This window comes from Cytobacillus spartinae (genome assembly GCF_042865285.1).
Classification (GTDB): domain Bacteria; phylum Bacillota; class Bacilli; order Bacillales; family Cytobacillaceae; genus Robertmurraya_A; species Robertmurraya_A spartinae.
On sequence record NZ_JBIACK010000010.1, the window covers coordinates 67,663 to 83,259 of the forward strand.

The window sequence follows — 15,597 nt, forward strand, 5'->3', positions numbered from 1 at the left end:
TATGAACGAAAACAACATCTTGGAGATGAGCCCAAGTAACACTGGTCTTGGGAAGGTTGAAATTGCTCCTGAAGTAATTGAAGTTATTGCAGGTATTGCAGCATCTGAGGTAGAAGGCGTTTCACAAATGAGAGGGAACTTCGCTTCTGGTGTCGTTGAAAGATTAGGAAAGAAGAATCACGGTAAGGGTGTCCGTGTTGAACTTGGTGAAGAAGGTATTAAAGTTGACGTGTATTGCTTAATGAAATTTGGGGTATCAATCCCAACTGTTGCACAGAAGGTTCAAGACAACATCCGCCAAGCGCTATTAAACATGACTGCTCTTGATGCAAAAGAAGTGAATATCCACATTGTTGGAATTCAATTTGAAAATCAAAAGCAAGAGCCAGAAACGGATCAAGAATTATAATAAAAACATTTGAGCCAGGGATTAAATGTCTCTGGCTTTTTATTATGTCTTAAAACTTTACGATTGGATAACATGGTGAATATATGTTCTTAAGAACCTCAGACGTTTATTTTTGTGGTTATGGGACTGTAACAAGTATAGATGAGATCCACCTAACTTCTTAAGAGCAATCACACGAAAAAATTAATTAAATGAGTACAGAAACGGTAATTGTGAAAAAATATAATTGGATATTGTACGCAATCACATTTCATGTGTTATGATTTTTCTAGGTATCTTAATCAAGCCCTAAAAGGAGTTCAAGAATAGATGAAAAGAAGAACAGCGAGAGAGAAAGCATTACAAGCTTTATTTCAAATAGAGGTAAGTGAAGTAGAATCAAGAGACGCTATTGAACATGTTTTAGATGGACAATCAAATGATCAATATTTAAATACATTGGTAAATGGTGTACTTGAGCACAAGCAAAACATAGATGAGACGATTACTAAATTTCTTGAAAAGTGGACGTTAGATCGTTTAGCGAACGTAGATCGAAATCTTCTCAGGTTGTCTGTCTATGAGCTTCAGTTTTGTAAAGAAGAAGTTCCAGCAAATGTTGTAATAGATGAGGCAATTGAAATTGCAAAATTATATGGTGATGAGAATTCAAGCCGGTTCGTCAACGGTGTATTATCGAAAGTGAAAAGTCATTTATTATAACAATTCATGTAAGCATTCATATTAGTAGTTTCTGTCCTTGCTATTTAAAAGTGAGCTAATTTAAGTCCAAACGTGACGGACAAGAGCTCAGAATTTATAATAGGAATGGGCAGATTTTTATTTTTATAATCATTTCTTTAGTTAGTGGAGTAAGTTAGAGTTCGGGAGCTTAGTTGAAAAGTGAGGGAGAACTTTGCGAATTTCACTAGACAAAGGATTAACTGCATATAAAAGGAGCTTATTATGAAAGATCAGCGTTATCTATCTGTCAATGCTCTTACTAAATACATAAAAAGAAAATTTGATGCTGATCCTCACCTTCAAGACATTTTTGTAAGAGGGGAAATATCAAATTTTAAACAACATTCTAGTGGGCATATGTATTTTACATTAAAGGACGAAAAGGCTCGTATTTTGGCTGTCATGTTTTCAAGTCAAAATAGATACATGAAGTTTAAACCTGAAAACGGTATGAAGGTATTAATTAGGGGTGAGATTTCTGTTTATGAGCCTGCTGGACAATATCAGATATACATAAAAGAACTTCAACCTGATGGAATAGGCGATTTGTATTTGGCCTTTGAACAGTTAAAAGAGAAACTAGAAAAAGACGGGCTATTTTCTGATCGGAATAAGAAAAGGCTACCAAAACATCCCAACACGGTGGGAGTCATTACTTCACCAACAGGTGCAGCAGTCCGAGATATTATCACAACGATTAAGAGGCGTTACCCGATTGTTAATATCCTCGTAATTCCCGCTCTAGTACAAGGGGAACAAGCCGCACCATCGATTGTTAAGGCTATTGAGAAAGCAAATCGTTCTAACGAAATCGATGTATTAATAGTAGGGAGAGGTGGAGGATCCATTGAAGAACTCTGGGCGTTTAACGAGGAAACAGTGGCTAAAGCGATCTTCCAATCTGAAATTCCGATTATTTCTGCAGTAGGGCACGAGACGGACTTTACGATTGCGGACTTTGTTGCAGACCTCAGAGCGCCAACACCAACAGCTGCAGCGGAATTGGCTGTCCCTAATATTGAAGAGTTATTAGATAAGTTGCTTACAACCCAAACAAGGCTTATTAGAGGGATGAAAGAGAAAATTAGTTTGAATAGTGAAAGGCTACGACGAATTCAAAAGTCTTATGCTTTTCGTTATCCACAAAGACTTTACGAACAAAAGTTGGAGCAAGTCGATAAGCTGTCAGAACAATTAAGAAAAGGTGCAAAAAAGTTATTTGAATTAAAACAGGAAGAACTTCAACAACAGCATAAAAGATTAGTAAGAAATCATCCAAATGATCTCTTGGTAGATGCTTCACTAAAACATCAGAAAATGGAGAAAAACTTAAACCGGGCTATGACGGCTATTGTATCTTCCAAACAAAAGGATTTTCATTCAATGCTTTCAACGTTAGAGGCATTAAGCCCTTTAAAGATTATGGATCGAGGCTATAGCCTTGTTTATAGTGATGCTGGAAATCTTGTTAAAAGTATCGAGCAAGTTACGAAAGACGATACCGTTGAAGTCAAGATGGCAGATGGATCGATGAAATGTACGGTAATTGAGATAGAGGGGAAGGGAAATTAAATGGTTAAAGATGAGAATATTACATTTGAGGAAGCAATGAAAAAGTTAGAACTCATTGTTGAGCGTCTTGAAGAGGGGGATGTTCCTCTAGAAGAAGCTATTTCAATCTATAAAGATGGTATGGAACTTTCAAAGCTCTGTCATAATAAATTAAAAAATGTAGAAGAGCAACTTGTACAAATATTAACCGTTGATGGAGAAAAGGAACCCTTCACCATTCAGGAGGAGGAATAAGAATTGGGAAACTCTCTTGTAGCCTTTTCTAAAGAACACAAGGAATTACTTGAGGAACATTTAAAAGCAAGTGTTCAAACCCTAAATGCTCCCCAAATTATTAAAGACTCCATGCTTTATTCCCTAGAAGCAGGTGGAAAAAGAATTCGTCCGTTGTTGCTATTTGCTACATTAAAAGCATTTGGTGAAAACACTCAGAAGGGATTGTTTACTGCTTCGGCAATAGAAATGCTTCATACATATTCGTTAATACATGATGATCTTCCTAGTATGGACAATGATGATCTAAGAAGAGGTATGCCAACCAATCACAAAGTATTCGGAGATGCCTTTGCCATACTAGCAGGTGATGCACTTTTAACCTATAGCTTTCAATTAGTCACCCATACACCATCAGATTTAGCCACTGCTGAAACGAAAGTAAAATTGATTGAAGAACTTGCAAAGGCAGCTGGTGCAGAAGGCATGGTGGGCGGTCAAGTTGCCGATATAAACGGAGAAGGAAAAAAACTCACGATAGAAGAGTTAGAATACATTCACATTCATAAAACAGGAAAGCTATTGGTATTTAGTGTAGTTGCTGGGGCTATTCTAGCTAATGCCAATCATGAAAAAATGGAATTACTCGCTTCTTTTGCAAATCATTTAGGACTCGCCTTCCAAATTCGTGATGATATTTTGGATTTAGAAGGAAGTGAAGAAAAAATAGGTAAGCGAGTTGGTAGTGATGAAACGAATCAAAAAAGCACATATCCATCACTGCTAACCATGGAAGGTGCAAAATTGGCTTTAAATACTCAGATTACGAAAGCTAAACAAGCATTGAAAGAAACAGGGCTAGATACTGAATTGCTAGAAGAGATTACGGATTTAGTAGCAAGTCGAGATCACTAGTAAGTATATTTTGGCATTTGAGTGATATTTTTGAATATGTTATAATATTGATTACTTTCGATGATTGTTATGAGCAGTCCTCATTTCTCTATACATACTTGAAATTTCATGTGTGAAATATGTTTAAAAGTAAAAGTATCGTGTGGCCGTTATCACATTCGTGTTAGCGGCTCTTTTTTCAATTTTATACGTATAGTTGTAATCATTATCTTTCATTTGGAAAATTCTTTGCAATGAGGTACTCTAAAGATACTATTTCTTATATGATTTAAAGAATTTTAGTAAGCCTTTATTCGTAATTCTTGCTTCTGGGCATATAAAGGTATTCTCAAACTTATTTAAAGTGCTGTTATTTTATAAAAACATGCCACAAAACAAAGTATAATGTTCGTTAGATTCACTCTACGAAAACAACCTTAGTAATCATATTGAACTTAATGACGAACTAATGAATAAAACGAAATGAAAGTGAGTGATCCTCAAATGGATCTATTATCTATTAAAGACCCATCTTTTCTAAAAAATTTATCTCAAAAAGAATTGGAAGCGCTTAGTGAAGATATAAGACGATTCCTAATTGAAAAGCTTTCAAAAACTGGTGGACATATTGGGCCGAATTTAGGTGTGGTGGAATTAACAATAGCTCTTCATAAATGTTTTGACAGTCCAAAGGATAAAATTCTTTGGGATGTGGGACATCAATCTTACGTCCACAAAATTTTAACTGGTAGAGCTTGTGACTTTGACACGTTAAGACAATACAAGGGTCTATGTGGATTTCCTAAAATGGTTGAAAGTGAGCATGATGTGTGGGAAACAGGACACAGTTCAACATCGTTGTCTGCAGCCATGGGGATGGTTATTGCCAGAGACCTGAAAAAAGAAGATTCTCATATTATTCCAGTAATAGGAGATGGTGCCTTAACTGGAGGTATGGCACTTGAGGCGTTAAACCATATTGGACACGAGAAAAAAGACATGATTGTCGTTCTAAATGATAATGAAATGTCAATCGCACCGAATGTTGGTGCTCTTCACAATGTTCTTGGAAGACTTAGAACAGCCGGTAAGTATCAATGGGTTAAAGATGAATTAGAATATATTCTCAAAAAGATTCCTGCAGTTGGAGGGAAATTGGCTTCAACAGCTGAGAGAATTAAGGACAGCTTAAAATACCTACTTGTTTCAGGTGTGTTCTTTGAAGAAATGGGATTCACATACTTAGGTCCTGTTGATGGTCATAATTATGAGGACTTATTTGAGAACCTAGCATACGCTAAAAAAATAGATGGTCCTGTCCTTCTTCATGTTATAACGAAAAAAGGAAAAGGGTATACACCTGCTGAAACCGATCGTACAGGGACTTGGCATGGTACAGGCCCATATAAAATTGAAACGGGTGATTTTGTAAAGCCCGCTGTAGTTCCTCCTCCATCATGGAGCAAGCTTGTCAGTGAAACAGTACGAAAGCTCGCTAGGGAAGATGAGCGTGTAGTAGCCATTACTCCTGCAATGCCTGTGGGTTCTAAGCTTGAAGGGTTTGCAAGTGAGTTTCCAGAGCGGATGTATGATGTAGGGATAGCAGAACAACATGCTGCAACCGTAGCAGCAGGGTTAGCAACCCAAAAGATGAAACCATTTTTAGCTATTTATTCCACGTTCCTTCAGAGAGCTTATGATCAAGTCGTACATGATATTTGTCGTCAAAATTTAAATGTCTTTATCGGAATTGATCGAGCAGGGTTAGTTGGTGCAGATGGCGAAACCCATCAAGGTGTCTTTGATATCGCATTTTTAAGACATGTGCCAAATCTTGTATTAATGATGCCAAAGGATGAAAATGAAGGGCAACATATGGTAAAGACTGCAATCAGCTACGATGATGGCCCTATCGCGATGAGATTCCCTCGTGGAAATGGTTATGGAGTTCCTATGGATGAAACGCTTCAGGAAATTCCAATTGGTACATGGGAAGTTTTAAAGGATGGTGAAGATGCTGCTATTTTAACATTCGGTACGACCATTCCAATGGCAATGGAGGCAGCTGAACAATTAGAAAAACAAGGTATTTCCGTTAAGGTTGTTAATGCACGTTTTATTAAACCACTGGATGAGAAAATGCTTTTGACCATTTTTGGACAGAATATTCCTGTTTTAACAATTGAAGAGGCTGTTTTGCAAGGTGGATTTGGTAGCACTGTTTTAGAGTTTGCACACGACAAAGGCTATCACCATGTAACGATTGAGAGAATGGGAATACCAGATCGTTTTATAGAACACGGAAGCGTAAAAGAGTTATTGAAGGAAATTGGTTTAACAACCGAAGATGTTGTACAAAAATTACAAACTTTGGCTAGAATAAAACAAAAAAGGGCTTAAATGATGAAAAGTAAGAAAGAACGCTTAGACGTTTTACTAGTAGAAAGAGGATTAATTGAAACTCGTGAGAAAGCTAAAAGAGCGATTATGGCTGGGCTTGTATTTAGTAATGAAAACCGCCTAGACAAACCTGGTGAAAAAGTAAGTGTAGATCTACCGTTAATGATAAAAGGGAATGTCCTTCCTTATGTCAGTAGAGGGGGACTAAAGTTAGAAAAAGCGTTAAAAATCTTTCAAGTAGACATCCAAAATAAAGTATTGATTGATATTGGTGCTTCAACTGGTGGATTTACAGATTGTGCTCTACAAAACGGTGCAAAAATGTCTTATGCCTTAGATGTGGGTTATAATCAGCTCGCGTGGAAGCTAAGACAGGACGAACGCGTCGTTGTAATGGAAAGAACAAATTTTCGCTATGTCACACCAGCTGATTTAGGTGGGGACATGCCAAACTTCGCTTCCATTGACGTCTCTTTTATCTCTTTAAAACTAATTTTACCTGTCTTAAAAACACTTCTAGTTTCAGGTAGTGATATTGTTGCTTTAATAAAGCCGCAGTTTGAAGCAGGAAGGGAACAGGTTGGAAAAAAGGGAATTGTCCGAGATCCAAAGGTACATGAAGCGGTTATCAATATGATAATCGACTTTGCCTTGAAACAAGGCTATAATATTGAAAACCTTTCCTTCTCTCCTATAACAGGAGGAGACGGCAATATTGAATTTTTACTCCATTTACGCTGGGAGGGAGAAAAAGAGGTAGGAGCTAACAATCTTCCTGCATCTCCTTCTTCCGTTGTAGCTGATGCACATCAAGAATTAAAAACAAAGAATACGGGTAATGAAGAATAAGCGCTAAATGCTTATTCTTTTTTTTGAATTGCTAAAATTTGAAAAAGGTATTCTAATTTTTCTGTCGAATCATAAAAGCAAGAAATAGATACTCAGATGATGATTTTCTTGTTTAATATCGAAATAGACAGAATATTATCGTATTTTCAGGAATGGTTGTACAAAAAATAAGAATTCGATTAACATATGAGTAGGACTTATATTTATTAATGAAGGCTCTTTTCGTAACCTTTGTTGCTTCTTAAATGCTTTAAACTGCTTTTATACGCACTATGATGCTGTTTTCTTAATTCTGGAAGAAAAGATGCCACGAAGTGGAATAGAATACGTGTTAAAGACCATATACGAATAGCAACAATCTATGGAAAACAGCCTAAATGAAATTGATTGTTTATAGAGGTGAAAGAGATGAATAAAGGCCAACGACATATTAAGATTCGTGAAATTATTACGAATAATGATATAGAAACACAGGACGATCTTGTTGATGAATTAAAAAATGCAGGGTTTAATGTCACACAAGCCACAGTTTCAAGGGATATTAAGGAATTACACCTTGTGAAGGTTCCGTTAATGGATGGGCGTTACAAATATAGCTTACCAGCCGATCAACGCTTTAATCCATTGCAAAAATTAAAAAGAAATCTAATGGATGCTTTTGTTCGAATTGATTCGGCCGGCCATCTTCTTGTTATGAAAACATTACCAGGAAATGCGATGGCGATAGGAGCCCTTATTGATAATTTAGATTGGGAAGAAATATTAGGAACCATCTGTGGAGATGATACAATCCTAATTATTTGTAGAACTCCAGAAGAAAATGAAGTAATTTCTAATCGATTCCTTGAAATGCTTTAATAGAGGTGAAATGTATTGCTAAGCGAATTATCGATTAAAAACTTTGCAATTATTGAAACTCTTTCAGTTTCTTTTGAAAAAGGTTTAACCGTTTTAACAGGTGAGACTGGAGCAGGTAAATCAATTATTATTGATGCGATCCATTTGCTTGTTGGCGGTCGAGGTTCTGCCGAATTTGTTAGACATGGGGAACAAAAAGCAGAAATTGAAGGTCTCTTTCAAATTGATACCATGGTACAATCTCTGTATAAAAAAATGAATGATTTTGGAATAGAAATAGAAGATGGAATGGTTGTACTTCGACGTGAAATATCAAGTAGTGGCAAGAGTGTTTGTCGGGTAAATGGAAAATTAGTAACAATCTCAACACTCCGAGAAATCGGTAGTACATTAATTGATATTCATAGCCAGCATGAACATCAAGAATTAATGGACGAGACCAAGCATTTACCCTTACTCGATCAATTTGGGTTAGAAAAGATTAAGCCAGCCCTACTGGAATATGAAAATCTGTATAGAGCCTATGAGCAAACGCTAAAAAAATTGAAAAGCCTAAGTGAGAATGAACAACAAATGGCCCATCGCTTAGACTTAATCAAATTTCAGTTTGATGAAATTCAAAGTGCAGAATTAAAAATGAATGAAGATGAGGAACTTCTAGAGGAAAAGAGAAGATTAAGTAACTTTGAGCGAATATATGGCGCCATGAAATCCGCCTACTCGTCCCTACAAGGAGAACAAAAGGGATTAGACTGGATTGGTCATGTAATGAGTCAGCTTGAGGATATCGCTCAAATTGAACCTTCATATAAGGAAATGGCTGAGACTGTCTCAAACAGCTTTTATATCCTTGAAGACCTATCGCGTTCAATCAGAAATGAGTTAGACGTACTTGAATTTGATCCTGAAAGACTAAGTGAAATTGAAGACAGACTAAATGAGATTAATCAATTGAAACGTAAGTACGGAAAATCAATTGAGGAAATCCTTGAGTATGCCGCTCGAATTGATGAAGAAATAGAGACATTGCAAAACAAAGAAACGCATATTGAACAGCTTCAAAAAGAATTAAATTCCCTTAAGAAAGACTTGGTACTTGAAGCTAAAGAATTAAGCACGATTAGACAAAAGTATGCTGTACTATTGACAAAGTTAATTCATAAAGAGCTTAAAGAGTTGTATATGGAAAAAACGGTTTTTGAGGTTATGTTCAATAGTGACTATGAGAGCTTTAGTTCAACAGGATCCGATAAAGTAGAATTTTATATTTCCACAAATCCAGGTGAGCCTTTAAAGCCATTATCTAAAATTGCTTCTGGTGGGGAGCTTTCTAGGATAATTCTTGCACTAAAAAGTATCTTTTCCAAACATCAGGGTGTTACTTCAATTATTTTTGATGAGGTTGACACCGGAGTTAGTGGAAGAGTGGCTCAAGCGATTGCCTCCAAAATTTATCATGTTTCAGTTGACTCGCAAGTATTATGCATTTCACATCTCCCTCAAGTTGCTGCAATGGCGGATACTCATTTGTATATTGCAAAAAATACACAAAATGGAAGAACGAAAACTTCTGTAAAACCTCTTGATACGGAGGAAAAAATTAAGGAAATTGGTCGGATGATTTCCGGAGTGGAAATCACGGATTTGACGAAGGAACACGCAAAAGAATTACTTCATTTAGCTAACGAAACAAAAATAACTTGAAAAGCTATCCAAACAGGGTAGCTTTTTTATTTCAGTTGAGGTTATAAATGCAACTCAACGAGGCAAAATTAAAGATGTAGCCATAAAAATTGTTGTGTGTGGACTAGAAGCGAGGAGAGTGAAGATGTTGAAACTTGAACTTCTTAGAAAAATAATTGGTGGAATTCTCCTTGTTTCATTAGTTGCAATCGGATTTTCCAAGCCATTTCAGGAGTATATCCATATTCCGAAAAATCTTACCCTTTTTGAAGGGCAAGATTTTGAAATTCAGAAAGCATCCCCTGTATCGGCAACATTCTCAAGCGATGAATCAAATATTTCACTTAAACAAGAAAAAAACTCTGTTTCTTTACAAGCAAAAGAATATGGGAAAAATGAGATGCTATTGGAATTAGCTGGTTTCCCAATCAAAAAGGTCGATGTTAATGTTATTAAGGATTTCAAGGTTATACCAGGCGGACAATCAATTGGAGTTAAGTTAAATACGGTTGGCGTATTAGTTGTAGGTCACCATCAAGTAAGTACGACAGAGGGGAATTTATCACCAGGAGAGATCGCGGGAATTAAGGTTGGAGACATTATTACGCAGATTAATGGTAAAAAGATTGAAAAAATGTCAGATGTAGCACCATTTGTACAGGAAGCAGGTAAAACAGGAAAAGATTTAGATATTGTTGTTAGTAGAGAAAGCGGAAAGGTCCAAACAAAGCTAAAACCATTAAAAGAAAAAAATGAAGAAAACTATAAATTAGGATTATATATCCGTGACTCAGCTGCAGGGATTGGGACGATGACTTTTTATCATCCGGGCTCCAAAAAATATGGCGCATTAGGTCACGTGATTTCAGATATGGATACAAAGAAACCAATCGTGGTTGAAGATGGACAAATCGTTCGTTCAACCGTGACATCCATTGAAAAAGGGGCTAATGGAGATCCAGGGGAAAAATTAGCTCGCTTTTCATCAGATCGTGAAGTAATTGGTGATATTACGAGGAACAGTCCGTTTGGAATTTTTGGAAAGTTAAATCGAGACATGTCAAATGGCATCATGGATAAGCCGATGCCTATTGCATTATCCCACCAAGTAAAAGAAGGTCCAGCACAGATACTAACTGTTGTTGATAACGATGAAGTAAAGCTGTTTGACATAGAAGTTGTTAGTACGATTCCACAGAAGTTTCCAGCAACAAAAGGAATGGTTATAAAGGTAACAGACAAAGAATTATTAGATAAAACCGGCGGTATTGTACAAGGAATGAGTGGAAGCCCAATTATTCAAGATGGTAAAGTAATTGGTGCTGTAACACATGTCTTCGTCAATGATCCTACATCTGGATACGGCGTTCATATCGAATGGATGCTGAATGAAGCCGGAATCGACATCTACGAAAAACCAAGAGAAAAAGCAAGTTAAGAAGAAAAGCGGAAGCGACTTGGTCAGCTCCGACAAGCACTGGAGACTCCGACAAAGAAGCGGTGTTTGCTTCTGTAGGAGGAGTTGAAGTGATCGAGGAGCTAGTCGCTGGAGCTAGACAAAGAAGAAAAGCGGAAGCGACTTGGTCAGCTCCGACAAGCACTGGAGACTCCGACAAAGAAGCGGTGTTTGCTTCTGTAGGAGGAGTTGAAGTGATCGAGGAGCTAGTCGCTGGAGCTAGAACAAAAATGCGTTTACCAGCACAGAATATCAAAGGGTGCTTATCGCCCAGAAAAATGATGCAGGCGGATTTTTCCGCCTTTTTTTTGCTTTAAATCAGCGAAATAAAGATTTTTCGACAAAATTACTATCAATTTGATGTCAATACTCGAATCGAGTCGAATATGAGAGAAAATTAAAGAAAAATAAAGATATTATGGCTTTTTTTAGAAAAAATAAAAAAAGAAAAGGATTTTTAGTTGCATTGTCGAATCTGTTATTAGAATATATATATATAACGACTTACAGAGACGAGAAAACGGATCGAGGAGGAAACTTGAAGTGAAAAAAATTAAAGTTTGTGTAGTGGATGATAATAGAGAACTGGTGGGAATGTTAGAAGACTATATCGGTTCTCAAGAGGATATGGAAGTTGTTGGGGTAGCTCATAATGGTCAAGAATGTCTGGACCTACTTGAACGTGTTAATCCAGATGTCCTTGTTTTAGATATAATCATGCCGCATCTTGATGGGTTAGCAGTGCTCGAGAAAGTACGTGAGATGAAAAAGAATCCGCCACTACATGTCATTATGCTAACTGCATTCGGACAAGAGGATGTTACGAAGAAAGCAGTTGAATTAGGGGCTTCTTATTTTATCTTGAAGCCATTTGATCTTGAAAATCTAGGAAACCATATCCGCCAAGTGAGTGGAAAGTCCAACGGTATTCTTAGAAAACCTTCAACATTAGCTTCAAATAATGGATATCGTGTTCAGGTTGAACAAAAGCCAAAAAATCTTGATGCTAGTATCACAAGTATCATTCATGAAATTGGCGTACCAGCTCATATAAAGGGATATCTGTATTTACGTGAAGCCATCTCAATGGTATACAACGATATTGAACTTTTAGGATCTATTACAAAGGTGTTATATCCAGATATCGCTAAAAAATACAATACGACTGCGTCTCGAGTAGAACGTGCCATTCGTCACGCAATTGAAGTAGCTTGGAGTCGTGGAAACATTGACAGTATCTCAAGCCTTTTTGGATACACGGTCAGTATGTCGAAAGCAAAACCTACAAACTCAGAGTTTATTGCCATGGTCGCGGATAAACTACGCTTAGAGCATAAGGCTTCTTGAAAGAGTTAGAAATTATATAACATTATTGAATTATACCTTTAATAAAACCCAGTAAATCATTAGATTTATTGGGTTTTTATAATGTGTAAATGTAGTTTTTTAGTTCAAATTACCTAAAAAATTTTTCCTGAAAATCATTAAACTTCTCAAAAAATTCCAAGCGAATCCTCTTATTTTCCTATATACTAAATTTAGCAAATATTTTGGGAAAGGTATTTTAATATGGAACTATTTATAAATGAATACATTCAATTAGAAGAAGAGAACGGGTCAGTGTTCCTTACAGTCTTAAAAGAAGGATCTTCTATGTCTGATTTAAATGAATTATTAAAGGACCTTCCTAGAATAAGCATTACAAAATTCTTACCATTAAAAGAAGCTCTTGAAGAAGTCCATACTGAGAAAACTCATATAGGTGAAATGAAGCCATTAGTACATCTAATGGTTTCAAAAGATAAAATGATTGCGAAAATTCGTCTGAATAGTACTCAAGCTGAGCTAGAAGAGAACAGGGAAAAACTTATCTCAACAATATTAGAAACCCTACATAACGGTGGAGTAAAAGAAGGAATCAATGTTTCAGTTCTTCATGATGAGTTAAAGGTAATGAAGGATATCACAATTGCTGAGGGAACTGAACCACAGAACGGAAAAGATGCCGAAATTATCTATTTCAAACTATCTGATCGGAAACCGACGATTAGAGAAGATGGAAAAGCAGATTACTACGATATGAATTTTATTGATGAAGTAAAAAAAGGGACATGGCTTGGAGAGAAAACTCCACCAACTGAAGGGACTCCAGGAAAGACGGTTACCGGGGAAGTTTTACATCCTAGGAATGGGAAAAATAAAAACTTTATATATGATCGAAAAACAGTCGGCTTATTTGAAGAGGATGGCAAGAGCATTTTGAGAGCGCTTGTAGACGGAGTGGTTTCCTTTCACGGAGGCAAAATAGCGGTAGGTGACCATCTTATCATCGAAGGTGACGTGGGAGTAGAAACTGGAAATATTGAGTTTGATGGAAGTGTCACGGTTAAGGGAATTATTAATACAGGTTATAGTGTAACGGCTACTAAGGATATATCTGTACTTGGGGAAATGGGTGTTAGTGGGATTAAATCTATTACTTCAAAAGGTGGAGACATATTTATTAAGGGTGGCGTTTTTGGAAAAGGAAATAGCATTATAAAGGCGGCAAAAAATATATTTGTAAAACACGCCAATGAATGTTTCCTTGAAGCTGGTGAGGATATTAATATTGGTTATTATTCAATTGGGAGTGTTCTTAAGGGGAAAAACATTATAACTGATATGAAGCAAGGGAAAATTATTGGTGGTTCCATCGAGGCAAAGGGGAAAGTTGTAACAGCTATATTGGGAAATAAGATGGAAAGAAAGACAATTATTCAAGTTGAGGGCTTCGATAGGCAAGAACTCGAGCGGGATTTAGAGGATATACTGCTTAATTATAAAGAGAAAATCATTAATCTTGAGACCTTAAAACGAAAGTTAGATGTTTTTGAAAGCTTTATTCATCAGTTGAATCCTGCACAAAGTAGTCAATATGAAGAAATAAAAGAGGAATTTGAAAAAGAATTACTCGAATTAACATCTATTGATGAAAATCGGAAGTCCATTATGTCATTGTTAGAAACGAAAGGTGAAGGGCAAGTTTCTATCCATGAAGCAGCCTATCCAGAAACATTGCTACAAATCAAAAATCTTCATAGAAGATTGAGTTCAACCGTTAAGGGGACTTTTTATGCAGAGAGAAATTATTTACATTTTGAGTAAATAGCACGAGTTTTTTTGAATCATAATCTTTATTTTAGGAACATAAGATGAGCCTTCCAACTCATAACTTATTGATAGGGGATTAAGGGAGACTTTTGGCTTTTTACACCTGGGATTTATATAGGTGGAATTTAGACTCATCTAAGGAAGTGATCCTTTGACATTAATCTTTGCTCACAGAGGTTATTCAGTCTCTTATCCAGAAAATACGATGAAAGCTTTTAGAGAAGCTGAAAAAGTCGGAGCTGAAGGTTTAGAAATCGATGTTCAACTTTCAAAGGACGGTCAAGTGGTTGTTATCCATGATGAAAAGGTAGATCGAACGACGAATGGCAAAGGATTCGTTAAAGATTTAACCTATAAAGAACTTAGAAATCTTGATGCTAGTTATGAAAATAAAACCTTTTTGAAGAAAGAACGAATCCCCTCGTTAGAGGAAGTTTTAGAGTGGTTAACGTCAAACGAGATTATATGCAATATTGAACTGAAAAATGGTATTTTCCCGTATGAGGGTATGGAGGAAAAGATTGTTGAACTAGTGAGGCGATATGGTTTATCCGATCGAATTATTTTCTCATCCTTTAACCACTACAGCATTATCTATTGTTACCGATTGGCTCCCGAAATTGAAATTGCTCCCCTTATTGTTGAGGGACTGTATATGCCCTGGGTATATGCAAAATCAATTCGTGCTAAGAGTATTCAACCTAAATACATCGCTGCTCCAAATGAAGTAATCATAAAATCTATGGAAAACGGAATTGACGTTAGACCGTACACAGTTAACAAGGAAGCTGAAATGCGTCGATTATTCGATGTAGGTTGTTCAGGTTTTATAACAGATGATCCTGCTAAAGCAATTAGGATTCGAAAACAATATAAAAAATAGAGAAACGCTTGGTGAGTGATGGAACTTTGACCAAGCGTTTTTTACTGTTTCTACGTTTATTTATTTTTTTCCTGTGGTAACTTAAAGCGAGCTTGAACTTTATTGTTTCGACGATCACGTCTAAAAATAAACCCAGCTATGAAAGCTAGTCCTAGTACAAATAGTAAAAGGCCTACAAGGAATTGAAGCCATAAGAATGGAAACGGAGGGTGAAGTATCGTGAATATCATATCGCGCATAAGCTTAATTCCATATGCAGCAAGAATACCTGGGATAAGTAAAACTAAGAGTGCAATGATTCTTATCATATCAACAGATCCTTTCAGAAATGCAACTTTCGTAAAAAGAAGTACAATCTATTATAACTCTATTAAGGATCAATTTCATGGAAAATAATAAATTTACATCTTTTCGTAAACTTCGTCGCTATTAAATACTATATACCGCTTTAAATGACTACGGGGTTGTTTTCTTGTTGTAGGGATGAAAAGACACCACGAAGTA

General features: G+C 36.3%; 15 protein-coding genes. 14 read left to right on the forward strand and 1 reads right to left on the reverse strand.

Annotation, left to right across the window (positions count from 1 at the left end):
- The first annotated feature begins 1 nt into the window (after window position 1).
- The 14 genes from ACFYKX_RS18170 (at window position 2) to ACFYKX_RS18235 (ending at window position 15,093) form a co-directional block, all read left to right on the forward strand.
- Window positions 2–409, forward strand: a complete 408-nt coding sequence (locus ACFYKX_RS18170) for an Asp23/Gls24 family envelope stress response protein (protein ID WP_389362491.1) — start codon at window positions 2–4, stop codon at window positions 407–409.
- Between the two features lie 309 nt (window positions 410–718).
- The gene (nusB, locus tag ACFYKX_RS18175) at window positions 719–1,111 is read left to right on the forward strand and encodes a transcription antitermination factor NusB (protein ID WP_389362492.1); all 393 of its coding nucleotides are present in this window, start codon (window positions 719–721) and stop codon (window positions 1,109–1,111) included.
- A 243-nt stretch (window positions 1,112–1,354) separates the two neighbouring features.
- Complete coding sequence (gene xseA, locus ACFYKX_RS18180) at window positions 1,355–2,704, forward strand: exodeoxyribonuclease VII large subunit (RefSeq protein WP_389362493.1); 1,350 nt, start codon at window positions 1,355–1,357, stop codon at window positions 2,702–2,704.
- Window positions 2,705–2,938: an exodeoxyribonuclease VII small subunit gene (locus tag ACFYKX_RS18185; RefSeq protein ID WP_389362494.1), complete on the forward strand. Its 234-nt coding sequence runs from the start codon at window positions 2,705–2,707 to the stop codon at window positions 2,936–2,938. It abuts the gene before it with no gap.
- Between the two features lie 3 nt (window positions 2,939–2,941).
- On the forward strand, window positions 2,942–3,832 hold the full coding sequence (locus tag ACFYKX_RS18190; protein ID WP_389362495.1) for a polyprenyl synthetase family protein: 891 nt from the start codon (window positions 2,942–2,944) through the stop codon (window positions 3,830–3,832).
- Window positions 3,833–4,315: 483 nt separating this feature from the next.
- Window positions 4,316–6,211, forward strand: coding sequence for a 1-deoxy-D-xylulose-5-phosphate synthase (dxs, locus tag ACFYKX_RS18195; protein WP_389362496.1), 1,896 nt, complete (start codon window positions 4,316–4,318; stop codon window positions 6,209–6,211).
- 3 nt (window positions 6,212–6,214) lie between these two features.
- A complete protein-coding gene (locus ACFYKX_RS18200; RefSeq protein WP_389362634.1) occupies window positions 6,215–7,060 on the forward strand; it encodes a TlyA family RNA methyltransferase in 846 nt (281 codons plus the stop codon).
- 408 nt (window positions 7,061–7,468) lie between these two features.
- Window positions 7,469–7,918, forward strand: coding sequence for a transcriptional regulator AhrC/ArgR (ahrC, locus tag ACFYKX_RS18205; RefSeq protein ID WP_389362497.1), 450 nt, complete (start codon window positions 7,469–7,471; stop codon window positions 7,916–7,918).
- Between the two features lie 15 nt (window positions 7,919–7,933).
- Complete coding sequence (gene recN / locus ACFYKX_RS18210) at window positions 7,934–9,622, forward strand: DNA repair protein RecN (RefSeq protein WP_389362498.1); 1,689 nt, start codon at window positions 7,934–7,936, stop codon at window positions 9,620–9,622.
- 124 nt (window positions 9,623–9,746) lie between these two features.
- On the forward strand, window positions 9,747–11,039 hold the full coding sequence (gene spoIVB / locus ACFYKX_RS18215; protein WP_389362499.1) for a SpoIVB peptidase: 1,293 nt from the start codon (window positions 9,747–9,749) through the stop codon (window positions 11,037–11,039).
- Window positions 11,040–11,128: 89 nt separating this feature from the next.
- The gene (locus tag ACFYKX_RS18220) at window positions 11,129–11,374 is read left to right on the forward strand and encodes a hypothetical protein (RefSeq protein WP_389362500.1); all 246 of its coding nucleotides are present in this window, start codon (window positions 11,129–11,131) and stop codon (window positions 11,372–11,374) included.
- 226 nt (window positions 11,375–11,600) lie between these two features.
- Window positions 11,601–12,404 (forward strand): sporulation transcription factor Spo0A, encoded by an 804-nt coding sequence (gene spo0A, locus ACFYKX_RS18225; RefSeq protein ID WP_389362501.1) that lies wholly within the window; start codon window positions 11,601–11,603, stop codon window positions 12,402–12,404.
- 222 nt (window positions 12,405–12,626) lie between these two features.
- The gene (locus tag ACFYKX_RS18230) at window positions 12,627–14,204 is read left to right on the forward strand and encodes a DUF342 domain-containing protein (protein ID WP_389362502.1); all 1,578 of its coding nucleotides are present in this window, start codon (window positions 12,627–12,629) and stop codon (window positions 14,202–14,204) included.
- 157 nt (window positions 14,205–14,361) lie between these two features.
- Complete coding sequence (locus tag ACFYKX_RS18235) at window positions 14,362–15,093, forward strand: glycerophosphodiester phosphodiesterase (protein WP_389362503.1); 732 nt, start codon at window positions 14,362–14,364, stop codon at window positions 15,091–15,093.
- Window positions 15,094–15,149: 56 nt separating this feature from the next.
- Here the strand turns inward: ACFYKX_RS18235 and ACFYKX_RS18240 are convergent, their stop codons facing one another.
- Window positions 15,150–15,401, reverse strand: coding sequence for a DUF2627 domain-containing protein (locus ACFYKX_RS18240; protein ID WP_389362504.1), 252 nt, complete (start codon window positions 15,399–15,401; stop codon window positions 15,150–15,152).
- Window positions 15,402–15,597: the final 196 nt, after the last annotated feature.